The organism is Streptomyces sp. NPDC006544 (genome assembly GCF_040611715.1).
Lineage (GTDB): Bacteria > Actinomycetota > Actinomycetes > Streptomycetales > Streptomycetaceae > Streptomyces.
This window is the reverse complement of sequence record NZ_JBEXOV010000011.1, coordinates 36,086-60,113: the sequence shown is the minus strand read 5'-3', so window position 1 is coordinate 60,113 and position 24,028 is coordinate 36,086. Positions and strand designations below refer to the sequence as shown.

20 protein-coding genes and 1 tRNA gene are annotated in these 24,028 nt (G+C 72.1%); 8 read left to right on the top strand and 13 right to left on the bottom strand.

The genetic code is table 11. The features are described from left to right. Window positions 1-36: 36 nt before the first annotated feature. Complete coding sequence (locus ABZY44_RS08095; protein WP_356651133.1) at window positions 37-2,238, bottom strand: MMPL family transporter; 2,202 nt, start codon at window positions 2,236-2,238, stop codon at window positions 37-39. Between the two features lie 139 nt (window positions 2,239-2,377). After that, window positions 2,378-2,968, bottom strand: coding sequence for a TetR/AcrR family transcriptional regulator (locus ABZY44_RS08090; RefSeq protein WP_356651131.1), 591 nt, complete (start codon window positions 2,966-2,968; stop codon window positions 2,378-2,380). A 218-nt stretch (window positions 2,969-3,186) separates the two neighbouring features. Here ABZY44_RS08090 and ABZY44_RS08085 point away from each other — a divergent pair, with 218 nt between their 5' ends. Next, window positions 3,187-6,516 carry a S41 family peptidase gene (locus ABZY44_RS08085; protein WP_356651129.1) on the top strand — a complete coding sequence of 1,110 codons (3,330 nt, stop codon included), beginning with the start codon at window positions 3,187-3,189 and terminating at the stop codon, window positions 6,514-6,516. A 91-nt stretch (window positions 6,517-6,607) separates the two neighbouring features. Here the strand turns inward: ABZY44_RS08085 and ABZY44_RS08080 are convergent, their stop codons facing one another. From ABZY44_RS08080 to ABZY44_RS08065, 4 genes are all read right to left on the bottom strand, one after another. Further along, entirely contained in the window at window positions 6,608-6,775 is a 168-nt protein-coding gene (locus ABZY44_RS08080) for a hypothetical protein (RefSeq protein WP_356651127.1), read from the bottom strand. Window positions 6,776-6,852: 77 nt separating this feature from the next. After that, complete coding sequence (locus ABZY44_RS08075) at window positions 6,853-7,737, bottom strand: SDR family oxidoreductase (protein WP_356651125.1); 885 nt, start codon at window positions 7,735-7,737, stop codon at window positions 6,853-6,855. Then, window positions 7,734-8,678 carry an alpha/beta hydrolase gene (locus ABZY44_RS08070; RefSeq protein ID WP_356651123.1) on the bottom strand — a complete coding sequence of 315 codons (945 nt, stop codon included), beginning with the start codon at window positions 8,676-8,678 and terminating at the stop codon, window positions 7,734-7,736. The genes ABZY44_RS08075 and ABZY44_RS08070 overlap by 4 nt, the downstream gene beginning before the upstream one ends. After that, complete coding sequence (locus ABZY44_RS08065) at window positions 8,675-10,204, bottom strand: NAD(P)/FAD-dependent oxidoreductase (RefSeq protein WP_356651222.1); 1,530 nt, start codon at window positions 10,202-10,204, stop codon at window positions 8,675-8,677. The genes ABZY44_RS08070 and ABZY44_RS08065 overlap by 4 nt, the downstream gene beginning before the upstream one ends. 229 nt (window positions 10,205-10,433) lie before the next feature. Here ABZY44_RS08065 and ABZY44_RS08060 point away from each other — a divergent pair, with 229 nt between their 5' ends. After that, on the top strand, window positions 10,434-11,093 hold the full coding sequence (locus ABZY44_RS08060) for a MerR family transcriptional regulator (RefSeq protein ID WP_356651121.1): 660 nt from the start codon (window positions 10,434-10,436) through the stop codon (window positions 11,091-11,093). Here ABZY44_RS08060 and ABZY44_RS08055 read toward each other — a convergent pair. Continuing rightward, the gene (locus tag ABZY44_RS08055; RefSeq protein ID WP_356651119.1) at window positions 11,075-11,878 is read right to left on the bottom strand and encodes an exodeoxyribonuclease III; all 804 of its coding nucleotides are present in this window, start codon (window positions 11,876-11,878) and stop codon (window positions 11,075-11,077) included. The genes ABZY44_RS08060 and ABZY44_RS08055 overlap by 19 nt on opposite strands. A gap of 38 nt (window positions 11,879-11,916) precedes the next feature. Between ABZY44_RS08055 and ABZY44_RS08050 the strand changes: the two genes are divergently transcribed. The 6 genes from ABZY44_RS08050 to ABZY44_RS08025 all read left to right on the top strand — a co-directional run bounded on the left by ABZY44_RS08050 (window position 11,917) and on the right by ABZY44_RS08025 (window position 19,153). Next, on the top strand, window positions 11,917-12,414 hold the full coding sequence (locus ABZY44_RS08050) for a GNAT family N-acetyltransferase (protein ID WP_356651117.1): 498 nt from the start codon (window positions 11,917-11,919) through the stop codon (window positions 12,412-12,414). A 429-nt stretch (window positions 12,415-12,843) separates the two neighbouring features. Beyond that, window positions 12,844-14,223 (top strand): glycosyl hydrolase, encoded by a 1,380-nt coding sequence (locus tag ABZY44_RS08045; RefSeq protein WP_356651115.1) that lies wholly within the window; start codon window positions 12,844-12,846, stop codon window positions 14,221-14,223. Window positions 14,224-14,361: 138 nt separating this feature from the next. Continuing rightward, the gene (locus tag ABZY44_RS08040) at window positions 14,362-15,228 is read left to right on the top strand and encodes a hypothetical protein (protein ID WP_356651113.1); all 867 of its coding nucleotides are present in this window, start codon (window positions 14,362-14,364) and stop codon (window positions 15,226-15,228) included. Window positions 15,229-15,270: 42 nt separating this feature from the next. After that, window positions 15,271-16,719, top strand: coding sequence for a glycosyltransferase family 2 protein (locus ABZY44_RS08035; protein WP_356651111.1), 1,449 nt, complete (start codon window positions 15,271-15,273; stop codon window positions 16,717-16,719). Between the two features lie 25 nt (window positions 16,720-16,744). After that, entirely contained in the window at window positions 16,745-17,989 is a 1,245-nt protein-coding gene (locus tag ABZY44_RS08030; protein ID WP_356651109.1) for a hypothetical protein, read from the top strand. A gap of 75 nt (window positions 17,990-18,064) precedes the next feature. Continuing rightward, window positions 18,065-19,153, top strand: coding sequence for an NDP-sugar synthase (locus ABZY44_RS08025; RefSeq protein WP_356651107.1), 1,089 nt, complete (start codon window positions 18,065-18,067; stop codon window positions 19,151-19,153). 323 nt (window positions 19,154-19,476) lie between these two features. On the opposite strand, the gene ABZY44_RS08020 is transcribed toward ABZY44_RS08025, so the two are convergent. The 6 genes from ABZY44_RS08020 to glp form a co-directional block, all read right to left on the bottom strand. Next, window positions 19,477-19,550: transfer RNA gene (locus ABZY44_RS08020), tRNA-Ala, on the bottom strand. Between the two features lie 78 nt (window positions 19,551-19,628). After that, the gene (locus ABZY44_RS08015; RefSeq protein ID WP_356651105.1) at window positions 19,629-20,651 is read right to left on the bottom strand and encodes a hypothetical protein; all 1,023 of its coding nucleotides are present in this window, start codon (window positions 20,649-20,651) and stop codon (window positions 19,629-19,631) included. Between the two features lie 160 nt (window positions 20,652-20,811). Beyond that, complete coding sequence (locus tag ABZY44_RS08010; RefSeq protein WP_356651103.1) at window positions 20,812-21,426, bottom strand: GNAT family protein; 615 nt, start codon at window positions 21,424-21,426, stop codon at window positions 20,812-20,814. Window positions 21,427-21,443: 17 nt separating this feature from the next. Further along, a complete protein-coding gene (locus ABZY44_RS08005; protein ID WP_356651220.1) occupies window positions 21,444-21,935 on the bottom strand; it encodes a MogA/MoaB family molybdenum cofactor biosynthesis protein in 492 nt (163 codons plus the stop codon). Between the two features lie 125 nt (window positions 21,936-22,060). Continuing rightward, a complete protein-coding gene (gene moaC / locus ABZY44_RS08000) occupies window positions 22,061-22,597 on the bottom strand; it encodes a cyclic pyranopterin monophosphate synthase MoaC (protein ID WP_356651101.1) in 537 nt (178 codons plus the stop codon). A gap of 73 nt (window positions 22,598-22,670) precedes the next feature. Continuing rightward, entirely contained in the window at window positions 22,671-24,026 is a 1,356-nt protein-coding gene (glp, locus tag ABZY44_RS07995; protein ID WP_356651099.1) for a gephyrin-like molybdotransferase Glp, read from the bottom strand. Window positions 24,027-24,028 lie beyond the last annotated feature (2 nt).

The following is a 24,028-nucleotide window of genomic DNA, read 5'->3' as shown; positions in this document are numbered from 1 at the left end:
TCCGGGCGGCGGGCCTGCCGGACCGGAGGTGAGGGGTCAGACCTTGAGCAGTTCGCGGTCCTTGCCGTCGGAGCCGTCCGAGGACTCGCCGAGGTGCTTGCGCAGGCTCTCGCCCTCCACGTCCACGTTCGGCAGGATCCTGTCGAGCCACTTCGGCAGCCACCAGGCCTTGTGGCCGAGCAGCGCGAGGACGGCCGGGACGATGGTCATCCGGACGACGAACGCGTCGAAGAAGACGGCGACGGCCAGACCGAAGCCGATCATCTTGACCATCTGCTCGCTGGCTCCGATGAAGCCGGAGAACACCGCGATCATGATGACGGCCGCGGCCACGACCACCCGGGCGCTGTACTGGAACCCGGTGACGACGGCCTGGCCCGGCCGCTCGCCGTGGACGTACGCCTCACGCATGCGGGTGACGAGGAAGACCTCGTAGTCCATGGCCAGGCCGAAGACCACGCCCACCATGAAGATCGGCATCATCGACATGATCGGACCGGTCTGCTCCACCCCGAAGAGCGAGCCGAGCCAGCCCCACTGGAAGACCGCGACGACGGCGCCGAGGGCGGCGACCACCGAGAGCAGGAAGCCGAGGGCCGCCTTGAGCGGGACCAGGATCGAGCGGAAGACGAGCATCAGGAGCAGGAAGGCGAGGCCGACGACGAGTGCCAGGTAGGGCAGCAGCGCGTCGTTCATCTTCTGCGAGAAGTCGATGTTCATCGCGGTCGCGCCGGTGACGAGGACGTCGTCGCCGCTGCCGTCGCGGATCTCGTGGACCAGGTCCTCGGTCTCCACGGAGGACGGGCGGTCCTTCGGGACCACCGTGATGACCGCGGCGTCCTTGGCCTCGTTCTGGGTGGGCGGCATGACCGCGGCCACCCCGTCGAGGCCCTTGATCCGCTCGGCCGTCTTGTCCGCGAGCGCCTTGTCCCCGTCCACGACGATCATCAGCGGGCCGTTGAAGCCCGGGCCGAAGCCCTCGGAGAGCAGGTCGTACGCCTGGCGCTGGGTGGTGGACACCGGCTGGGCGCCGTCGTCCGGCAGGCCCATCTCCAGCTTGCTCGCGGGGATCGCGACGACGCCGAGACCGATCACACCGACCAGCAGCACCATGACGGGGCGGCGCAGGATGAAGCGGGCCCAGCGGGTACCGCCGTTGGGCTTCGGCCCGGCGCCTTCGACGGTGGCCCTGCCCTTGCCGAAGAGCTTGCTCTTGGCTCCCGCGGGCAGCACCTTCCGGCCGGCGAATCCGAGGATGGCCGGGACCAGCGTCAGGGCGACGAGGACGGCGATGACCACGGTGCCGGCGGCGGCGAGGCCCATCTTGGTCAGCATCGGGATGTTGACGACGGCCAGGCCCACCAGCGCGATGACCACGGTCAGGCCGGCGAAGACGACGGCCGAGCCGGCGGTTCCGGCGGCGCGGCCCGCGGCCTCCTCGCGCTCGCGGCCCTCGGCGAGCTCCGTGCGGTAGCGGGAGACGATGAAGAGGGCGTAGTCGATGCCGACCGCGAGGCCGATCATCATCGCGAGGGTGGAGGTGGTGGAGCCGAGGTCCAGCACGTTGGCGAGCGCGGTGATGGAGGAGATCCCGATGCCCACGCCGATGAGCGCGGTCAGCAGCGGCAGTCCGGCCGCGATGAGCGAGCCGAAGGTGATGACGAGGACGATCGCGGCGATCGCGATGCCGATGATCTCGCCGGAGCCCGTCTCGGGGGCCGCCATCAGGGCGTCGCCGCCGATCTGGACGTTCAGGCCGCCGGCCTGGGCCTGCGTGCCGGACTCCTTCAGGGCTTCGCGGGTGGCGTCCGTCAGCTCCATGCCGCTGACCTTGTACTTGACGCTCACGTACGCGGTGGAGCCGTCCTGGCTGACGGCCTGGGCCTCGTACGGGCTGGTGACCGTGGAGATCTGGTCCTTGCCCGAACCGTCCTTCAGGTCGGTGACGATCTTCTCGACCTGCGGCTTGACGGCCTCGGAGTCGACCTTCTCGCCCGCCGGGGCCTTGATGACGATGCGGGCGGTGGCGCCGTCGGCGGCCATCCCCGGGAAGCGCTGGTCCAGCAGGTCGAAGGCCTTCTGGGCCTCCGTGCCGGGTATGGAGAACGAGCCTGAGGTGGGTGCGGACGCCGAGGCCGCGCCGAAGCCGGCGACGAACAGCAGCGCCACCCAGACGAGGGCGACGAACCGGCGGCGCCGGAAGGCGCCCCTGCCGAGTCGGTAGAGGAAGGTGGCCACGTCGGTGGTTCTCCCGTTCGGGTCGTGGGATGGAACAGGGCATGGAATGCCGGTCCGACGACGAGAGCGGCGTGTCAGGAACAGCAGGGATCGAGCGCGAGCGCGGGGGACGACTCGCCGGAACAGTGGGGAGTGCGGGTCAGACACCGAGGGCGGGGAAGACCACGGCGTCGACGAAATCACCGAGGAAACGCCGGTCGACGGACCGGTCCTCGATCAGCGGAAGCGCGATGAACGCCCCGATGAGCATGTGCGGCACGAAGGCCAGGGCGGGACAGTCCGGGGCGATCTCGCCCCGGTCCACCGCCCGCTGCAGCATCACCTGCAGACCGGTGATCTCCGGGTCGACCAGTAGTTCCCGCAGCGCCTTGTGGAGCTCGGGGCTCTCGTGGACCGCATGGGTCAGGCCCCGCATCAGCGCGGTGTCCTTCGCCATCTGGGCGTCGTCGGAGTTCTCGACCATGACCGCGAAGTCCCCGCGGATGCTGCCCGTGTCGATCTCCCGCAGGGAGACCGGCTGGGTACACCGCAGGGCCTTGGCCACCAGCTCCGGCTTGCTCCCCCACTGGCGGTAGAGGGTCGCCTTGCTGGACTTCGTACGGGCGGCGACCGCGTCCATGGTCAGCGCCTCGTAGCCGACCTCGCGGAGGAGGTCGAGGACCGCCCCGTGGAGTTCGGCTTCCCGCTCGGGGGTGATCCGGCTGCGGCGCGACATGACTTCTTCGACCATCTCGGCGCTCCTCCCGGCCTGCCATCCGAACGAAACCGTTTCGTACGGATAAGACGATACCCCCGCACTCAGCGAAACGAAACCGTTCCGTTTCGTTTCGGCAGTGGCGTCGGTCACGCCCCCGCCGCTCCGGGCCGCGGCTCCGGCGGGTCCGGCCGGCACGCACAGGGACACCTGTACGAGTTGCCAGCCCCCCTCCCCGCGGAAAGCATTGGGGGGTGAGTCACGACGCGGCGTACCTCCGGTTCCCCCATCTCCACGACGATCTGCTCTGCTTCGCCACGGAGGACGACCTCTGGGTCGCACCCCTGGTTCCCGCCGGCGAGCCCGCGGGCCGGGCCTGGCGGATCACCGTCGACCGGACCCGGGTGGGCCACCCGCGGTTCTCCCCCGACGGCACGCACATCGCCTTCACCACATGGCGCAGCCTCGACCCCGAGATCCACCTGGCCCCCGTCGCGGGCGGCCCGGCCCGGCGCCTCAGCTACTGGGGCTCCACCGACACCCGGGTCTGCGGCTGGACCCCGCCCGACAAGGACGGCCGCAGCGACATCCTGGCGGTCTCCTCCCACGCCCAGCCCTTCTCCTACTTCTCCTGGGCCTACATCCTGCCCACCGACGGCAGCCCCGGCGGCAAGCTCCCGTGGGGGCCCGTCTCCGACATCGCCGTGCACGAGGAGACCCACGGCGGTGAGGGGAACGGAGAGGGCAACGGCGAGCGGCGCACGCTGCTGCTGACCGGCAAGCCCCCGCACGAGCCCGCCGCCTGGAAGCGCTACCGCGGCGGCGCCACCGGCCGGCTGTGGCTGCACGGCGAGCGGCTGCTGGAGGACATCGAGGGCCACCTGGACTCCCCGATGTTCGTGGACGGCCGGATCGCCTTCCTCTCCGACCACGAGGGCATCGGGAACGTGTACTCCTGCCTGCCCGACGGCACGGACCTGCGCCGGCACACCGACCACGCGGAGTTCTACGCCCGGCACGCCTCCAGTGACGGCTCCCGGATCGTCTACCAGTGCGCCGGCGACCTGTGGATCGTCGAGTCGCTGGCCCCCGGCGCCGTCCCGCGCAAGCTGGAGGTCCGCCTCGGCGGCCCCCGCGCGGGGCGCCGTACCTACCAGGTCTCCGCCGCCAGCAACGTCGACTCGATCTCCGTCGACGCCACCGGGCGCGCCAGCGCCGTCGTGGTGCGCGGCAGCCTGTACTGGCTCACGCACCGCGACGGGCCCGCCCGCACCATCGCCGACACCCCGGGAGTGCGGGTCAGGCTGCCCGAGATGCTCGGCAGCGGCGGGCAGGTGGCGTACGTGACGGACGCGGAGGGCGAGGACGCGGTCGAGATCGCCTACCTGCCCCGGGCCTCGGGGGACCGGGCGCCGCGCCGGCTCGCGTCGGGCGAGCTGGGCCGCGTACTGGAGCTGGTCTCGGACCCGGAGGGCGAGCGGCTCGCCATCGCCTCCAACGACGGCCGGCTGCTGCTCATCACGGTGCCCGACGACGAGGCCGACGTCCCCGGCGCCGAGGAGTCCGCCGGGCATGCCGTCGAGCTGATCCGGTCCGAGAACGGGCCCGTCACCGACCTCGCCTTCTCCCCCGACGGCTGCTGGCTGACCTGGTCGCACCCGGGCATCGGCCGCTCGCTGCGCCAGATCAAGATGGCCCGGATCGCCGGGCCCGGCGCGCACACGGTCGTGGACGTCACGAGCGGCCGCTTCGAGGACGAGAACCCGGTCTTCACGTCGGACGGGCGCTACCTCGCCTTCCTGTCGTGGCGCGGTTTCGACCCCGTCTACGACGTGCACACCGGCGACCTGTCCTTCCCCCTCGGCTGCCGCCCCTACCTGGTGCCGCTCTCCTCGGCGACACCCTCCCCCTTCGCGTTCTCCCCGGACGGCCGCCCGGCGGCCGGCGGGCTCGACCCGGCCGAGGGCGACTCCGGCGACGGCACGGTCACCGTCGAGGCGGAGGGACTGGAGAGCCGGGTCACCCCCTTCCCGGTGTCGGCGTCCAAGTACTCGGCCCTGTACCCGGTCAGCGGCGGCGGGCTGGTGTGGCTGCGCTGGCCCATCTCGGGCGCGCTGGGCGAGACCTTCGCGAACCCGGCCGACACCAGCGGCAAGCCGACCCTGGAGCACTTCGACCTCGTCAAGGCCCGCAAGACGGAACTGGCCGCCGGACTGGACTGGTTCGCGGTCAGCGGCGACGCCACCCGCCTCGTCGTCAACGACGACGGGGACCTGAGGGCGGTCCCGGCGACCGAGTCGGGCGACAGCGACTCCACCGTCTACATCGACCTGCGGCGCATCCTGCACGAGGTGGACCCGGCGGCCGAGTGGCGCCAGGCCTTCGAGGAGGCCGGGCGGCTCATCCGCGCGTACTTCTGGGAACCGGACATGTGCGGCATCGACTGGGACGGGGTGCTGCGCCAGTACCGTCCCCTGGTCGAACGGGTCGCCTCACCCGACGAGTTCGCCGACCTCATGCGCGAGGTCCTCGGCGAGCTCGGCACCTCGCACGCCTACGTGTCCCCGGCCCGCCGCAACGAAGGGCCGCCGCACTACCAGCGGGCCATCGGCCTGCTCGGTGCCAACCTCTTCCCCCGCGACGGGGCCTGGGTCGTCGGCCGGATCCTGCCCGGCGAGTCCTCCGACTCCAAGGCCCGCTCCCCGCTCGCCGGCACGGGAATCCGGGAGGGCGCGGTCCTCACCCACGTCGACGGCCGGCCGGTGGACCCGGTCGCCGGGCCCTACCCCCTGCTGTCGGCGGCGGGCGGCACCACCGTGGAGCTCACCTTCGAGCCCGCGCAGGGCCAGGGGCGTGCCCGCCGGGTCGCCGTCGTGCCGCTGATCGACGAGCGGCCGCTGCGCTACCAGGACTGGGTGGCCAAACGCCGCGCGGTGGCCCGCGAGATCAGCGGCGGCCGGTGCGGCTACCTGCACATCCCCGACATGGGCGGCTCGGGCTGGGCGCAGTTCAACCGCGACCTGCGGGCGGAGATGTCGAAGCCGGCCGTGATCGTGGACGTGCGCGGCAACGCGGGCGGGCACATCAGCGAGCTGGTGGTGGAGAAGCTGACGCGCTCGATCCTGGGCTGGGACCTGACGCGCAACGCCCAGCCGGTCTCCTACGCCTCCAACGCGCCCCGGGGTCCGATCGTGGCGCTGGCCGACGAGGCCACCTCCTCCGACGGCGACATGATCACGGCGGCCTTCAAGCTGCTGGGGCTCGGCCCGGTCGTCGGCCAGCGCACGTGGGGCGGGGTGGTCGGCATGACCGGCCGGCACACCCTCGGCGACGGCACGGTGATCACGGTGCCGATGAACGCGGCGTGGTTCCCCGAGTACGGCTGGTCGGTGGAGAACCAGGGCGTGGAGCCCGACCTGCCGATCCTGCGGACCCCGCTGGACTGGGCGGAAGGGCGCCACGCGCAGATGGACGACGCCGTGCACCTGGCGCTGGAGCTGCTGGAACAGGATCCGGCGGCGGTGCCGCCCGGGTACACGGACGTACCGGACCGGCGGCGGCCGGAGCTGCCTCCGCGGGAGTAGGACCCGGGGCGCGGGCGGAGCACGCGAAGGGGCGCGGCCCGGGAACGGGTCGCGCCCCTCGACGCCTCACGTCAGTCAGCGCGTCAACGGCCTACTTGTCGAAATTCTCGTCGAAGGCGTCCCGGGCCCTGTCCTCGCCCCGGTCACCCGTCCGCGTGGCGCGCTCGGAGGTCTCGTCCTGCGGGCCGGCGGCCGCCGCCGCCCGCGCCTTCTCCTCGAGGCTCTTCGCCTTGTCCTGGAACTGCTCCTTGATGCCCATGCTTCTTCACTCCTGGAGGGGGTCCGGGGATGGGGTCCCGACCAGGCTTGCACAGGCGGATATACCTCGCATTCCGATCACCGGCCGGGTGTGCGCGCCTGTTCGTCCGCCGCCCCGCCGGCCCCCACAAGCCCCTTGGAGACGCTGGCCAGTCGCGGCTCGAACCGCTTCATCTCCCGCTGTCCGACCGTCGCGATGATCCCCGGCAGGTACCCGCGCACCCCCTGCATGCCGCGCAGCCACCCCTGGGCGTACACGTGCGCGGAGCGCCGCTCGATGCCCGCCACGATCCGGTCGACGGCCGGCCCCAGCGGGTACGTCCGGTTCGACGGCCACGGCAGCCGCTGGCGCAGCTCGCGCATGACCTCGTTCTCGTCGGCGCCGCGCACCATGTCGGTGTCGGTCCACGACAGGTAGCCGACGCCGACCTTGACGCCCTTGTAGCCGACCTCGGCGCGCAGGCAGTGCGCGAAGGCCTCGACGCCCGACTTGGAGGCGCAGTACGCCGTCATCATCGGCGCCGGGGTGATCGCGGCGAGCGAGGCGATCTGGAGGAAGTAGCCGCGGCTCTCCATGAGTACGGGCAGGAAGGCGCGGGCGGTGACGGCCCCGCCGATGAGGTTGACCTCGATGACCCGGCGCCAGGCGTCGGGGTCGGAGTCCACGAAGGGCCCGCCGGCCGCGACGCCCGCGTTGGCGACGACGACGTCCACCTTGCCGAAGCGGCGTTTGACCTCCTGCGCGACCCGGGCCATGGCCTCGTGGTCGGTGACGTCCGCGTACCAGTGGTCGCTCTCGGTGTGCAGGCGCTCGGAGACCTCCTTGAGGGCTTCCGGCTCGAGGCCGACGAGGGCGACCTTGGCGCCGCGCGCGGACAGTTTGCGGGCGAGCAGCTCGCCGACCCCGCGGGCGGCGCCCGTGACGACGGCGACCTGGCCTTCCAGACTCCTGCGAGCACTCACGGCGTCTTCTCCTTCGCGTCGTTGTGGTTCTGTGCGACGTACAGCCGGGCGAGCTCGCGCACGGCGGCGGTGACGGCTTCCGGGGCCTCGACGGGGGTCATGTGCCCCATCCCGGTCAGTTCGGTGAGGCCCACGCAGTGCGGCAGCGCGGCCGCGAGTCCCCGGGCGTGCACGAGCGGCGTCAGCCGGTCGTCCGTGCCCGCGATGACCGCGGTGGGCACGGTGAGCGCGGCCAGCTGGGCGTCGAGGTCCAGCCCGGCCAGCACTCCGGACCAGGCGTGGCGCACCCTGGCGGGGCAGGCGTGGACGATCCGGGCGCAGGCCTCGACCGCGTCGGGCGCCGATCCGGGGCCCATCGTGGCGTACTTCAGCACCGCCCTGGCGACGGGGGTGACGGGCCCCAGCGGGGCGCGGGCGCCGAGCACGGCCCCGGTGAGGCGGGTCCTCGCGCGGCCGGGACGCCACGGCAGGACCAGCGACTGAGCGACGAGCCGACCGCTGCCGGTGCTGCACAGCAGCGCGGCGGCGGCGTGTTCGGCGAACTCCGGCCGGCCGGCGGCGGCCATGACCGTCATCCCGCCCATGGAATGGCCCGCGACGAGCGCCTTCTCGCCGGGGGCGAGCGTGGCCTTCAGGACCGCGACCAGGTCGTCGGCCAGTGCGGTGGTGCTGTAGCCGGCGGCGTGGGCGGCGGCCGGGCTGCGGCCGTGGCCGCGCTGGTCGTAGGCGATGACCCGGTGGTCGGCGGCCAGGGCCCGTATCTGTGCGGCCCAGAACGCGGTGGAACACGTCCAGCCGTGCGCGAGCACGACGGCCGGCGCCCCGTCCTCGCCGTGCACCTCGGCGTGCAGGCGGGAGCCGTCGGCGGAGGTGACGACCAGCTCGTGGCGGGCGGGCGGCGGGGCGTAGCGCCCGGCGGTGACGTGCGTCAGGCGGCTCACGCGGCGCTCTCCCCGGCCGGGGCGGGGACACGTTCGCGCTCCCGATGGCGGACGACCTCGTACTCGCCCAGGTCCACGCCGAGCGTCTCCTTGCGGAACTCGCCGGTGGTCCCCGGCCAGACGGTGGTGTTGCGTCCCTGGGCGTCCAGGTACCAGCTGGTGCAGCCGCCGGTGTTCCACACCGTCCGCTCCATCCGCGCCTGGACGTGCCGGTTCCAGGTGTTGACCGCCGAGGGCCTGGCGGCGAGGGCGACCCGTCCGGCCGAGCCCCGTCCCCCGAGCACGTCCAGCTGCCGCAGGTAGTCCGCCATGTAGTTCAGCTGCGACTCGATCATGAGGATCATCGAGCTGTTCCCGAGCCCGGTGTTCGGCCCGATGATCGTCATCCAGTTCGGGAAGCCGGCCGCGGTGGCTCCGCGCAGCGACTGCATCCCGTCCTTCCAGACCTCCGCGAGGGTCTTGCCCTCCGCGCCCACGACCCGGTCGGCGATCGGCATGTCGGTGACGTGGAAGCCGGTGCCGAAGACGATCGCGTCGGCCTCGGTCTCGGTCCCGTCGGCGGCGACCAGGACGGAGCCGCGGATCTCCTTCAGCCCGGAGGCGACGAGGTCCACGTTCGGCCGGGCCAGCGCCGGGTAGTACTCGCTCGACAGCAGGATGCGCTTGCAGCCGATGCGGTACGAGGGCGTGAGCTTGGCCCGCAGCGCGGGATCCTTGATGGAGCGCGCCATGTTGGCCTTGGCGAGGGATTCCACCAGTCCGAGCTGGCCCGGCCGCTTGGTGAAGGCGCTGACCTGGAGCTCGCGGATCCCCCAGAGCAGCCCGCGGCGCGCCGCCCGGGTGAAGGGGAGCTGGCGGTGGAGCCAGCGCTCCACGGAGGTGATGGCCCGGTCGGTGCGCGGCATCACCCACGGCGGGGTGCGCTGGAAGAGGGTGAGCCGCTCCACGTCGGGCGCGATGGCCGGGACGATCTGGATGGCGGAGGCGCCCGTACCGATCATGGCGACGCGCTTGCCGCGCAGGTCGTAGTCGTGGTCCCAGCGGGCGGAGTGGAAGACCTTGCCGGGGAAGCCGGCGAGTCCGGGGACCTCCGGCATCTTCGGGTCGGACAGCGGGCCGGTGGCGGAGACGACCACGTCGGCGGTGAACTCCCCGCCGGAGGTCTCGATCTCCCAGCGCAGCGCGTCCGCGTCCCAGCGCATCATCCGGACCTCGTGGTTCAGCCGGATGTGGCGACGCAGCCCGAAGGTGTCGGCCACGTGCTCCAGGTACTCCCGGATGGCCGGCTGGCCGGAGAAGGTCCGGGGCCAGTCCGGATTGGGCGCGAAGGAGAAGGAGTAGAGGTGCGAGGGCACGTCGCAGGCGCACCCGGGGTAGTTGTTGTCGCGCCAGGTCCCGCCGACGGAGTCGGCCCGCTCCAGTACGACGAAGTCGGTGATCCCCTCCCGTCGCAGCCGCACGGCGGCGCCCAGTCCGCCGAATCCGGACCCGATCACCGCCACTCGTACGTGCTCGCGCCCGTCCATGCCACCACCCATGCCCGCCGCCTTCGGATTCCCATGCTGCCAGCAATCACTGGCACAATCGGGAGAGTAGAGCAGGCCCGTACTCATGGGTAGGGGTCGCGCCGGGAAAGTTACCGCGAGTACGGCCTAGGCTGCGCACGTGCCGGACAATGCGACGCACGACGCAGCACGGAACGCACCACACGACGCGGCGCAGGACGCAGCGCGAACGACGGAGGCAAGGACCACAGTGCGCGAATACCGCACGGAGGAGTTGGCCGAGGCCGCCGGCATCCCCGTACGCACCCTGCGCTTCTACCGGGAGCGCAAGCTCCTGCCGCCGCCGCGCCGCGAGGGCCGCATCGCCTGGTACGACGAACACCACCTGGCCCGGCTGCGCACCGTCGCCGCCCTGCTGGAGCGCGGCCACACCCTCGGCGGCATAGCGGAGCTGACCGTCGCCTTCGAGAAGGGCCGCGACGTCGGGCAGCTCGGAGAGCTGCTCGGCATGGGCTGGTCCGAGGAGACCCCGGTCCGTCTGACGCCCGAGGCCCTCGCCGACTACTTCGAGGGCGAGGTCACCCCCGAGAACCTGGCGGCCTCGCTCGACCTCGGCTACCTCGCCACCGACGGGGAGGAGATCGTCCACGTCAGCCGCCGGCTGCTGGACGTCTCCTCGGCACTGGTCCGCGAGGGCGTGCCCCTGGCCGCCGTGCTGGAGACGGGCCGACGGGTGCGCGAGCACGCGGACGCGATGGCGGCCCTGTTCGCCGAGCTCATCTCCACGCACATCTCGCAGGAGGCGGTCCCGCGCCTGCGCCCGCTGGCGAAGAGCGTGGTCGACGCCGAGCTCACGATGGCGATGGACCGCCTGCGCCCGCCGGCGTCCGGTCAGACCCCGAGCTCGTAGACCACGGTCACGGGCGCGTGGTCGGACCACCGCTCGGGGTGGGTCTCGGCCCGCTCCACGAACGCCTTGACGGCCTTGGCGGCCAGCCCGGGGGTCGCCACCTGGAGGTCGATGCGCCAGCCGGCGTCGTTGTCGAAGGCCCGCCCGCGGTAGGACCACCATGAGTACGGGCCCTCGGTGTCGGGGTGCAGGGCGCGCACGACGTCCACGTACCCGGCGCCCTCGTAGACCTCACCGAGCCACTCGCGCTCCTCGGGCAGGAAGCCGGCGTTCTTCCGGTTCGTCTTCCAGTTCTTCAGGTCGGCTTCCCGGTGGCAGATGTTCCAGTCGCCGCACACGAGGACCTCGCGCCCGTCCGCGGCCGCCCGGGCCTTCAGCTCCTTCAGATGGGCGAGGAACTCACCCATGAACCGGTACTTCTCGTCCTGCTTCTCGGTCCCGGCCTCCCCGGAGGGCAGGTAGAGACTGGCCACGGTCACACCGGGCAGGTCGATCTCCAGGTACCGCCCGGCGCCGTCGAACTCCGCGCTCCCGAATCCGACGCGCACCCGCTCGGGCTCCCGGCGCGTGTACAGCGCGACCCCGGCGCGGCCCTTGGCGGCGGCCGGCGCGAAGACGGTGTGCCACCCCTCGGGGGTGCGCGCCTCGTCCGGAATCTGCCCCTCCTCGGCCCGCACTTCCTGCAGGCAGACGACGTCGGCGTCCGACCCGGCGAGCCACGGGGAGAACCCCTTCTTGGCCGCGGCGCGGATCCCATTCACATTCACGGAGGTCACGGTCAGCATCCCTGCACGATAGCCGGAGCGTTCCGTAGGCTGTCCGGATGTCTCAGGAGATCCAGCTCCGCGTCACGTCGTACGACCACCCCGACGCGGTCAAGCTCAACGACCAGGTGCAGATCGAATACCAGGAGCGCTACGACGGTGAGGGCGACGTCACGTTCCTCGACCCGGCGATGTTCGCCCCGCCGAGGGGCCTCTACCTCCTGGCCTACGACGCTTCGGGCACGGCGATAGCCAGCGGCGGGTGGCGCGCGCAGGAGGCGAACGACGAGGGCTACGCGGACGGCGACGCCGAGCTCAAGCGCATGTACGTGGTCCCCGAGGCCCGCGGCCTCGGCCTGGCCCGCCGCATCCTCGCCGCGCTCGAGGCCGACGCCCGCGCGGCCGGCCGCCGGCGCATGGCCCTGGAGACGGGCGACCAGCAGCCGGAGGCCATCGCCCTCTACCTCTCCTCGGGCTACGCCCTGTCGGCCAAGTTCGGCCACTACCGCTTCCACGACTCCAGCCGCTGCATGACGAAGTCCCTGACCCCCGCGTGACCCACGGCTCCTCCCGAAACGGCTGACGCGGCCCGAAACGGCCCGAAGCGCCCCTTCCGGCCCCGCCCCCGGCCCCGCCCCCACTCCCGGCCCCGCCCGGGCCCCGAACGCCGCGCCGAACCACGGGCGCCCGCAGGCGACTTCGCCCGCGTCCGCCCCCGCGGGGACCGGCCGCGGGCGCCCCCGGGCATCCGGCGCGGACGCTTTCACGGTGAGATAGGGCACATCACGTGCGCTCACCGCGCGTCAAGTCACTGCTGATCAGCGGCGAAACGCCCCGGGCGGGCCCGGCGCGCGGGCCGCCCACCCCGGCCCCCACGGTTCGGACCGCTACCATCTGCACCCGCACAGCCTTTCGCATCACTCGCGCGTCCGTGTGATTCCTGGCAGTGGGTACGTACGGACATCAAGGGGCAGGGAGGGCGTGGGGTGAGGCGCCGTACGGCGATTCTGAGCGGCGGCGCCGCCGTGATCGGAGCTCTCGGCTACACGGGCCTGCGGGCTTCGCAGGACGCCGACGCCTTCTCCGCCCGGCAACTCGTCGACCGCGACCTGACGCTGCGCGACCCCGCGGCCTCGCCCTCGGCCCGCGCCGTGTTCCGCCTGCTCGCCGACCTGGAGAACGCCGCCCGGACCGGACGCCCCCGCGCCACCGTCATCGGACAGCACGTCGAGCTCCAGAACGAACTCAACAATCCCGAGTACGGCGACTACCGGGGACTGAAACAGCCCGGCTACTACTACCGGAAGTCCGCCGACATCGCCGGCAAGTACCCGGGGTTCGTCGAGCTCGACCTCGGCCCCGGTTACGAGGCGGAGGGCTGGGGCGTGGACCGGCAGCGTTCCTACTCCTCCGCCTGGCCCTCCGGCCGCAAGGAATGGGCGTACGTCGACGACGTCGTCGACCTCGCCGTCGGCGTGTGGTCGGGGCTGCCGCGCGGCGACGACGGCACGTACAACCGGGACGGCAAGGAGAACCGCAGCGACGGCTCCGCCTCCGAGATCCCCGGCAACGGCGGCAAGCCGGCCGGCCTCGTCGGCATGTCCTTCCATCAGCCGTGGCCCGGCAGCAGGCTCAAGGGCTACCAGGAGACGCTGCGCCGCAATTCGCCGGCCGCCGAGGACTCCGGCTGGATCGACCGGCTGCTGACCCCGGGCACGAGCGAGCACCGGGCGCTCCTCCTCGACTTCTCCTTCCTCGCCGACCACCTCGGCTACCTCGCCTCGCACGACGTGCCCGTACTGCTGCGCCCGTACCACGAGATGAACGCCGGGGCCAAGGACGGCTTCTGGTGGTCCGCTCTGGCACCCGAGCAGTACAAGAGGCTCTGGCGGACGCTGTACGCGTACCTGGTCAAGGACCGCGCACTGCACAACCTGATCTTCGTCTGGTCCCCGAACGCCTGGGACCACGTGCACGGCCACGAGCCGTGGGACTACTACCCGGGCGAGCAGTACGTGGACGTCGTCGGCGTCGACGACTACAGCGGCAGCCCGCAGAAACCCTTCGGCGGCGGCGCGTGGACCGAGAAGTGGTACGACGGCCTGGCCGACTACCGCAAGCCGCGGATGATGGCCGAGTCCTTCCACGTACCGGTCGCCGGCAACCGGCCCCGGACGCTGGAGAAGACCCCCTGGGTGATCTGGACGGTGTGGGGCCAGGGCCTCACGCAGAAGAACCTGTCGGGTCCCCAGGACACGAACACCACCGCTGACGTGGCGGCCACGTACGACTCTCCGCGCGTCCTGACCGGAGGACCGAATTCGGGCGGTTCAGGCCGGATTTGGGAGTCGCTGCGGCCGACGTGACAGGGGCCGTCCCGGCTGGTTTCGTGCCCTGGGACACCTGAACTCCACACTGCGCTGCGACAATGCGAACGGTTGCGCCGGGAGAACCGCGCGACCGACCGTCCAGCTCCTGCTTCCCATCCAGTTACTCCAGACGAGGTGAGAGTCATATCCGGCACCACGGGTTCGGCCTCCGGCCGAGCTTCCCTCGAAGTACCGCGCATGCACCGGGTCGCCGCCTACATGGCCCTGGCCTGGGCGGTCGTACTGCTCTGCTGGGCCTCGTACAGCTGCTTCTGGCAGGTCGGCATCGCCGACTTCGCCAAGGGGATCGTGTACTACGGCCTCGGTGACGGCTCCGGCCGTGCGGACACCGGCAACCTGAACTGGGCCGTGGTGTACGTCATAGCCGGCCTGCTGATCCTGCGGGCCAACTCCTGGGCCCGCGGCCTCGCCTGCGGCGCCGCGCTCATCGAGGGCTACAACCGGCTGCGCAGCCTCACCGGCGCCCTGTTCGACAGCCGCCAGCAGGGCTGGTTCCTGGACACCACCGAGGGCAACCTGAAGCTGGCGACGTTCAGCGCCGGGGTCGTCATCACCACGACGCTGGTCATCCTGCTGATCAAGGAAGCCGCCGTGTACGAGCCGTGGGTGCCGCCGACCAACCGCTGGACCCAGCAGGCCCAGGAAGCCCAGCTGGCCCACCAGGCGCAGCAGGCGCAGCAGGCACAGCAGCAGCCGCAGGCTCAGCAGCCGCCCCAGGTGGCCCAGCAACTGCCGCCGCAGGCGCAGCAGCTCCCGCCGCAGGGCCCGTACGGCTCTCCGCCGCCGCAGGGCACCTACGGATACCCGCAGCAGGGCCATTACGGCTACCCGCAGCCGGGTCAGCAGACCCCTCCGGGCCCCCAGGCGCCGCAGGCCCCTCAGGCGCCCCAGCCGTTCCCGAACCCCTATCAGCAGCCGCAGCAGCCCGCCGCCCCCCACCCCGGAGCGCAGCCGCCGCAGTCACCGCAGTCCGGCAACTAGCCGCCGGTCCGTTCCATGTCGCCTCACTCGGAGAACCGTCCAATGACCGCCACCACCCGCGCGGACATTCCCACCACCCGGCACGGGGCCAGGATGGTGCAGCGCCACGCCTCGTGGAAGCCCGGCATCCTGCCCTTCCTCGTCCCGTTCCTGGTGCTGCTCGGTTTCGGCATGTGGTCGTACCTGCCGAACAGCACTCCGATGGCGTGGGTGCTGACGATCGTCTGGTCGCTGCCCGTGGTCGGCGTGATGGTCGGGCTCCAGGGTGCGCTCCTGATCCGGCGCCGGGTGAGGCGCTCCGACGAGATGGTCCCGGCGGCGCCCGCCGAGGAGGACTTCCTCATCGCCCTGGTCCCGACCATCGGGCGGCACGACACCTACCCGGCGCTGGAGCGGTCGGTCCTGTCGTACGTGGAGCACCTGCCGCACTACTTCCCGCACTTGCGGATCGACGTGCTCACCGAAGAGGGCTGCGAGGCGGCGGAGCGGATCCGGCAACTGGAGGACCGGAGCCCGCTGGTCCGCGTCGTGACCGTGCCGAAGGCGTACGTCACCGCCAACGGCACCCGCTTCAAGGCCCGTGCGAACCACTACTCGCACGAGCTGCGCATCGCCGAGGAGGAGGCCCTGGAGAACGTCTGGGTCCTCCACATGGACGACGACACCGCGGTCGGGCCGGACACCGCCGCCGCCGTCGCCCAGTTCATCAACCGGCAGCGCAGGGCGCACCCGGACGAGACCAAGCACATGGCGCAGGGCATCCTGACCTACCCGCGTGAGAACGCGGTCAACATGTTCACCTGGCTCGCCGACGCGGTGCGCCCCGCCGACGACATCGCCCGCTTCCGGGCGCTGACCGGCACGGGCACCCCCGTGGCGGGCGTGCACGGCGAGCTGCTCCTGTTGCGCGCCAGCATCGAGGCGACCATCGGCTGGGACTTCGGCCCGAAGGCCATCGTCGAGGACGCCCAGCTGGCGCTGAACTTCTGCCGCTTGTACCCCGGGCGCAGCGACTGGTTCAACGGCCGCTGCTACGGCGCCTCCCCGGCCACCGCCCGCGACTTCATCAAGCAGCGCGAGCGCTGGGCCTGGGGCCTGGTGGCCCTCTGCTTCAACCGGACCATTCCGCTGCGCTACCGCTGGTTCCTCGCGATCTGTGTGACCACCTGGATCCTCGGCCCGCTCCAGCACATCGGCGCGGTCCTGCTGATCGCCTGGTTCACCGGCAACATGAACACCTCACCGGTGGCCCAGTCCGTCGTCGTGCTGTGGTCGCTCAACTTCGCCTACGTGGTCTGGACGTACTGGGAGGGCCTGCGGCTGAACGCCCTGGTCTCCATCAGCGGCCGGCGCAAGTGGTGGGAGCCGATGGTCGTCGTCGGCCTCATACCCCTGTTCTCGATTCTGGAAGGGCTCGGCGGATTCCGCGGATTCATCAAATTCGTGCGGCGTGAAGAGAACAAGTTCGTCGTCATCGCCAAGCCCGCCTGACCCTTCCCCCAGGAACCCCACTTCGATGAAACGCTCCCGCATCCCCCTCCTCGCGGTCTTCCCGGTCACCGTCATCACCGGCGTGATCATCGCGCCGCTGCTGTTCGGCAACCATCCCCTGCGGTGGTCGGCCGGGTCCGCCCTGCCCCATCTGGTCGTGAGCAACGAGCAGATCCGCGCCGAGGCGGCGCGCAAGGCGGCGAGCGACAACAAGCCGTCGGCCGAGACCAAGGCCGCCGACGCGGCCGCGGCCGTGATCGCGTCCGCCCCGACCGCCACGGTGGAGAAGCCGTGGAAGGCCGGCATGCCGCAATGGGGCGTGCAGATCTACTGGGAGGACGACCCCGAGCAGACCACCGCCTACCTCACGGAGAAGGCGAAGGTGCAGGCGAAGTACCTGATCGACCTGAAGGCGAACTCGGTCTCGGTCTCCTTCCCCTTCTTCACCGGTACCAGCACTTCGACGGAGACGGCCGCAGGTCCCCGTACGCCGAGCCCCGAGCGCCTCGAGACCGTGCTCCAGGTCTTCCAGGAGGCGGGGCTGCGCACCACCCTGCGCCCGCTGATGGACGAGAAGTCCCTCGGCGGCATGCCCAACTGGCGCGGCAACATCAAGCCGTCCGACCGGGACGCCTGGTTCGCCTCGTACACGAAGTTCCTCGGCCCGTACCTGACCGTCGCCCAGAAGCACAAGGTCGCCTCCTTCACGCTGGCGACCGAGCTGAACTCCCTCGAGGGCGATCCCCACTGGAAGACCCTCGCCACCGCGGCGGAGAAGACCTACTCGGGCGAGATCGGCTACGACGCCAACTACGACAACTACGTGGCGGGCCGGATCAACATGCCGGTCGAGCAGCTCGGTGTCGACGCCTACTTCCCCGTGAAGGTGCCCGACGACGCTCCGGTGGAGGACCTGGTCAGCGGCTGGAACGGCTGGCTGGACAAGAAGACCACCGGTCCCCTCCCCGAGATCGTGATCTCCGAGGCCGGTATCGGCGCGATGACGGGCGCCTACCACTACCCGGGGGACTTCTACACCACGCGCGCCCTCAACACCCAGGTGCAGGCCAACTGGTACGACGCCGTCTGCCGGGTCGTCAAGGAGCGCAAGATGAAGGGCGTCTACTGGTGGTCGATCTACTTCGACGACAACCCGCTGGCCAAGCCGGACGGCAACGCGTCGCGCCTTCACTTCGCCGGGCGCCCGGACTCCGAAAAGGTCATCCGGGATTGCTTCGGCTCGGACTACACCCTCACTCCCAGCCCCTGACACACCTCTCGGCTCCTTGGTTGCGCACGTGAACCCGACGAGAGTCGCACCTCCTGACCGAAGGCAGAAACTGAAATGAGCGAGGCGATCCTCCTCGTCGGCGGCAAGGGCACTCGACTGCGCCCGCTGACTGTTTTCACCCCCAAGCCCCTGCTGCGGGTGGCAGGCGTGCCCTTCCTCACCCACCAGCTGGCCCGTGCGGCGAAGGCCGGAGTCACCCGCATCGTCCTCGCCACCTCCTACCTCGCCGAGCTCTTCGAGCAGGAGTACGGCGACGGTTCCGGCCTCGGCCTGGAGCTGGTCTACGTCACCGAGGAGGCTCCCCTCGGCACCGGCGGCGCGATACGCAACGCCGCCGAGCACCTCACGAGCGCGCCGGGTGACCCGGTCCTGGTGTTCAACGGGGACATCCTCTCGGGTCTGGACATCGCGGCACTGCGGGACGGCCACAAGGCCTCCGGCGCGGACGTGAGCCTCCACCTGACCCGGGTGGACGACCCGCGGGCCTTCGGCCTGGTGCCGACCGCCCCCGACGGCCGCGTCCTGGCGTTCCTGGAGAAGCCGCAGACCCCGGAACAGATCATCACCGACCAGATCAACGCGGGCTGCTACGTCTTCACCCGCTCGGTCATCGACACCATCCCGGCCGGCCGTGAGGTGTCCGTCGAACGCGAGACGTTCCCCGGCCTGCTGGCCTCGGGCGGCTACCTGCGCGGAGTCGCCGACGACAGCTACTGGCTGGACCTCGGCACCCCGGCGGCCTTCGTCAAGGGGTCCGCGGACCTCGTACGGGGCCTGATCGACTCCCCCGCCCTGCCCGGCCCCGTCGGGGACGCACTCGTCCTGTCCGGTGCCCAGGTGCACGAACTGGCGGTCCTGAGCGGCGGCACCGTGGTGTGCGAGGGCGCCGTGGTCGAGGCCGGCGCCGAGGTCGACGGCAGCGTCGTCCTGCCGGGCGCCGTGGTCGCGCGGGGCGCCCACGTGCACCGCTCCGTGGTCGGCCGCCAGGCCTCCGTGGGCGCCGGGTCCGCGGTGCGCGAGGCCGTCGTCGGCGACGGCGCGGAGGTGGGCCCCTACAACGAGCTCCCCGCCGGCCTGCGGATCGACTGCGGCGTCAGCCTGCCCGCCCAGGCCGTCCGCGTCTCCGCCCCCGTCATGGCCTGACGCTCCCCGGCCCGGCCGAGCGGCTCCCCACCCGGATCGGGCGGGGAGCCGCTCGGCCGTCCGCGGTGACGCCGGGAAAGCAGACCACTCCTGGGTCGTCTGCACGGACCACGACCTCTGGGCCACCAAGGTCTGCGGCCCCCACACCCTCGTCGAGGCCCTGCTCTCGGACCCCGAGCTCGAAGCCCTCCGCCTGCCCTGGACGACGTAGCGCCGCACAGAACACCCCGAACATGCCCCACAAACGCCGAGATCCCGCCCAGCCTTTCGGCTGAACGGGATCTCGAGACGATCCTTGAGAGCTACTCAAGAACTGTCGTTTGTGGACCTGTGGGGATTTGAACCCCAGACCCCCTCGATGCGAACGAGGTGCGCTACCAGACTGCGCCACAGGCCCTTGCGACGTGTGAAACATTAGCATCCCCGCGCGGGTGCTCCAAAACCGATACCGGGGAGCGTCCGCGCAGGTCACCGATCACTCGTTCGCGGCACGCGGCCGCTCGTCGCCCTCGTACTGGTCGAACAGGGGGGTGCGGGCCGCGTCGCGCCCGCGGGGGCGGGACGCCGGGGGCGTGGGGGGTGCGGGCTGGGCGCGCAGGCGCGGTTCCGTCGGCTCGGCCGTGCTGGAGCGGGTCGCGCTCCAGGCGTCCGGGGCGGCCGGGCCACCGGTGGCGCGCGGGGCCACCGGGGCCGTCACGTACGTCGGCAGCGGGACCGGGACGGGCTCCCAGCTGTCACCGCGGGCGGGGCCGCGTTCGCGCTCGCGCTGCTGGTCCACCCACTCCGCGTGGTCGGTCTGCTCGACCAGGGCGCGCCGGCCGGCCTCCTGGGGGGAGACCGGTGGCGCGGGATCCGGTTCGGAGCCGGCCGCGGCCTCGGACTCGCGGCGGCGCGGGCGGTTCTCGCGCAGCCGGCGGGCGGCCGCCTCGGCACGCCGCCGGTCCATCGTGAACTCGTAGCGCCGACGCTCCTGGACCCGCAGGTGCACGATGTACGTGCTCAGCAGCAGGGCGGGGAGGGCGGGGGCCCACAGGTACTGGAGTCCGCCGACGGCGGCCACGACCGCGCCGAGGGTGAAGATCAGGAAGAGCAGCGCGGTGGTGCGCCGGCGCCGGGCCAGGACGACCAGGCGCTGCTCGCGGCGGGCCCGCTCGGCCCGGTCCGCCCGCTCCGAGGCGGCCGCTCTCGGCTCCGCCCGGGTCGGCGCGGGCACGACGACGGCCCGGGCGTCGTCGACGTCCACGGAATTCACCGTTTCCGTCGCTGCGTCCGGGTCCGCGGGGGGCTGGTGCCGCGCCTCCTCGTCACCGCGCTCACGCAGTCCCTTGGCGTAACGGCGCTCCATTCCCGCCCGGCCGGAAAGCAGCCGGATGGCGGTGGAGAAGCGTTCCGTCGGACGGGCTTCGTTCAGCTCGTCCTGCCTCCGGAGCCACATGGGCACCAAGTAGGCGGCCCAGGCCCCGACAATGACTGCGTAGATGAGGCCGCTGCTGCTCACACCCCACACCGTAGAGGGGCGCGGGCGGGCGGATCCGCCAATTGGGACGGCGTGTCGCACGATCTCGCTGATATCACGGACTTTTTTTGTGATTTCTCGGATCAGGTTATGGGCGAATCGGTCGCTGACCGAAAGAATTCGAACACATATCGGATTTACATTAACTCTGGGACGCGGGACCGTGCGAGTGACGCTGCTTGTGCCAGCGGCGCAGGAGTCCGTCCCGCGCCTCCTCCGCCGTCAGCGCGTACACGAGGTGGTCCCGCCACGCGCCGTCGATGTGCAGGTAGCGCGGCCGCAGACCCTCCTCGCGGAAACCGAGCTTCTCCACCACCCGGCGGCTCGGGCCGTTCTCCGGGCGGATGCACACCTCGATCCGGTGCAGTCCGACCTTCGTGAAGCAGTGGTCCACCGCCAGGGCGACCGCCGTCGGCATGACCCCCCGGCCCGCCACCTCGCGGTCCACCCAGTAGCCGACGTGGCCGGCGCACATCGAACCCCAGGTGATCCCCGCGACCGTCAGCTGGCCCACCAGGCGCCCCTGGTACTCGATGACGAAGGGCAGCATGCGCCCCGCGTTCGCCTCCGCCCGCAGGTGGCGGACCATCTGGCGGTACGTCGGGCGCTGGACCACCGGCCCCCAGGGCGCGGGCGGCGGAATGGTCGCCTCCCACGGGCGCAGCCAGTCGCGGTTGCGGCGGTTGACCTCGCGCCAGGCGGTCTGGTCGCGCAGCTTTATCGGCCGGAGGGTGACATCGCCGTCCGCCAGCGCCACCGGCCAGGAGGGGCCGTTCAGCTCGCGCTCCCGGGTCTGCCGGCGGGCCGCGGGTGGTCTCCGCCCCGGATCTGGTCGACGGCGTGGAGCAGGATCCGGGACAGGACGGCGATCCCGTCGCGGACCCCGCCCGTCGAGCCGGGCAGGTTCACGATCAGGGTGTGGCCGGCCACGCCCGCCAGCCCCCGCGACAGCGCCGCGGTCGGCACCTCGGCCAAGGACTCGGCCCGGATGGCCTGGGGGATGCCCGGGATCTCGTAGTCCAGTACGCGGGCGGTCGCGTCCGGGGTCCGGTCGGTCGGGGAGATCCCGGTGCCGCCGGTGGTCAGGATGACGTCGTACCCGGCGGCCACGCCCTCGCGCAGCGCCGCCTCCACGGGGTCCCCGTCGGGGACGACGCGCGGGCCGTCCACCGCGAAGCCGAGCGAGCGCAGCCCCTCGGCGAGCACGGGGCCGCCCCGGTCCGCGTACACGCCCCGCGAGGCCCGGTTGGAGGCCGTGACCACCAGCGCGCGCGGGGAGCCCGCGGCCGCGGCCGGAACCGGCGCGGACTGCGGCGCGGACTGCGGTGCGGACTGCGGTGCGTGGCCCGGGCCGTGGCTGTGGCTGTGGACCTCGCCGCCGCGCGGGGCGTTCACGAGCGGGCCCAGTCGCCGGACTTGCCGCCCGTCTTCTCCTCGACCCGTACGTCCGTGATGACCGCACCCTTGTCGACGGCCTTGACCATGTCGACGACGGTGAGCCCGGCGACCGCGACGGCCGTCAGCGCCTCCATCTCGACGCCCGTGCGGTCGGTGGTCCTGACGGTGGCGAGGATCTCGACGGCGTCGTCGGCGACCGACAGGTCGACCTTGACGCCGGAGACCGCGAGCGGGTGGCAGAGCGGGATCAGGTCGGGGGTCTTCTTCGCCCCCATGATCCCGGCGATCCGCGCGGTGGCGAGGGCGTCGCCCTTGGGGACGCCCTCGCCGCGCAGCAGCTCGATCACGCGGGGGGAGACCAGCACGCGTCCGCTGGCCCGCGCCGTCCGCGTGGTGACGTCCTTCTGCGAGACGTCGACCATCCGGGCCGCGCCGGCCTCGTCGAGGTGCGTCAGCGTGGTGCCGGCGGCGGCGCCGGCGCCGCTCTGCTCAGGGGGTACGGGGGTCTCCCCCGGGGAATGTGCTGCCATGTCTGCGTGCCGCTCCCGTCCGGGCCCCGCAAGGGCCTGTGTGGTGCAACACGCTACCCGCATCCGGCCGGCCTCAGCCGAGCAGGACCACCTCGAGCTCGGCCCCGGGCTCCACCGAGGTCACGTCCTCCGGTACGACCATCAGGGAGTCGGCGTGCGCCAGCGCGGCGATCAGGTGCGAGCCCGATCCGCCGACCGGGCCGACGGTGCCGCTCGCCGCGTCGTACTTGCCGCGCAGGAACTGCCGGCGGCCGGCCGGGGAGCCGATCGCCTTGTCGGCCGCCAGGACGGCGCGCACGCTCGGCCGGCTGACCTCGGAGGCGGGCAGTCCCATGAGGGCGCGGATCGCGGGGCGCACGAACAGCTCGAAGGAGACGTAGCAGGACACCGGGTTGCCGGGCAGGGCCAGCAGCGGGGTGTGGTCGGGGCCGATGGTTCCGAAGCCCTGGGGCTTGCCGGGCTGCATGGCGAGCTTGCGGAAGTCGATCCCGGCCCCGTCCACGTCCTCGTCGCCGGTGGAGACGGCGGTGAGGGCCTCCTTGACCACGTCGTACGCGCCGACGCTGACCCCGCCCGTGGTGACCAGCAGGTCGGCCCGGATGAGCTGGTCCTCGATGGTGGACCGCAGGGTGTCGGCGTCGTCGGCGACGGCGCCGACGCGGTAGGCGATGGCTCCGGCGTCCCGTGCGGCGGCGGCCAGCGCGAAGCTGTTGGAGTCGTAGATCGTGCCGGCGCTCAGCGCCTCGCCGGGCTGGACGAGTTCGCTGCCGGTGGACAGGACGACGACGCGCGGGCGCGGCCGCACCCGCACGGTGCCGCGCCCGATGGCGGCCAGCAGCGCGATCTGCGGCGGCCCGAGCACGGTGCCCGCGGCGAGCGCGAGGTCCCCGGCCTGGACGTCGCTGCCGCGCGAGCGGACGTGCGCCCGCGCCTCGGCGGCGCGGTGCACCCGCACCTCGCCTGCGGCGCCCTCGGGCGACTCGCTGGCCGGGGTCATGGCGGAGGCCGCGCCCGCGCCGCTGCCGCCGTCGGTCCACTCGACCGGTACGACGGCCTCGGCGCCGGGCGGCAGCGGGGCGCCGGTCATGATGCGGGCGGCCTCGCCGGGGCCGACGGTCGGCAGGTCTCCGCTGCCGGCCGCGACGTCCCCGATGACCGTCAGCACCGCGGGGAACTCCTCGCTCGCGCCCTGGACGTCGGCGGTCCGGACGGCGTATCCGTCCATCGAGCTGTTGTCGAAGGGCGGGAGGGCCACGGGCACGGTGACGTCCTCGACCAGGACACAGCCCTGGGCGTCGAGCAGCTGGAGCTCGATGGGCTCCAGCGGCCGGACGGTGGCGAGGACGTCCGCGAGGTGCTCGTCGACCGACCAGAGGCGCTGACGGCTGCCGGCCGGTCGGGGGTCCTGCGGTGCGTCGGTCTTGCTCAAGG

Bases quoted from the DNA above. Each gene is read 5' to 3' on its own strand.
- ABZY44_RS08025 (WP_356651107.1), top strand. From the start codon at position 18,065: ATGAGCGAGGCGATCCTCCTCGTCGGCGGCAAGGGCACTCGACTGCGC.
- ABZY44_RS08050 (WP_356651117.1), top strand. From the start codon at position 11,917: ATGTCTCAGGAGATCCAGCTCCGCGTCACGTCGTACGACCACCCCGAC.
- ABZY44_RS08080 (WP_356651127.1), bottom strand. From the start codon at position 6,775: ATGGGCATCAAGGAGCAGTTCCAGGACAAGGCGAAGAGCCTCGAGGAG.
- ABZY44_RS08035 (WP_356651111.1), top strand. From the start codon at position 15,271: ATGACCGCCACCACCCGCGCGGACATTCCCACCACCCGGCACGGGGCC.
- ABZY44_RS08030 (WP_356651109.1), top strand. From the start codon at position 16,745: ATGAAACGCTCCCGCATCCCCCTCCTCGCGGTCTTCCCGGTCACCGTC.
- ABZY44_RS08090 (WP_356651131.1), bottom strand. From the start codon at position 2,968: ATGGTCGAAGAAGTCATGTCGCGCCGCAGCCGGATCACCCCCGAGCGG.
- moaC (WP_356651101.1), bottom strand. From the start codon at position 22,597: ATGGCAGCACATTCCCCGGGGGAGACCCCCGTACCCCCTGAGCAGAGC.
- ABZY44_RS08065 (WP_356651222.1), bottom strand. From the start codon at position 10,204: ATGGACGGGCGCGAGCACGTACGAGTGGCGGTGATCGGGTCCGGATTC.
- ABZY44_RS08055 (WP_356651119.1), bottom strand. From the start codon at position 11,878: ATGCTGACCGTGACCTCCGTGAATGTGAATGGGATCCGCGCCGCGGCC.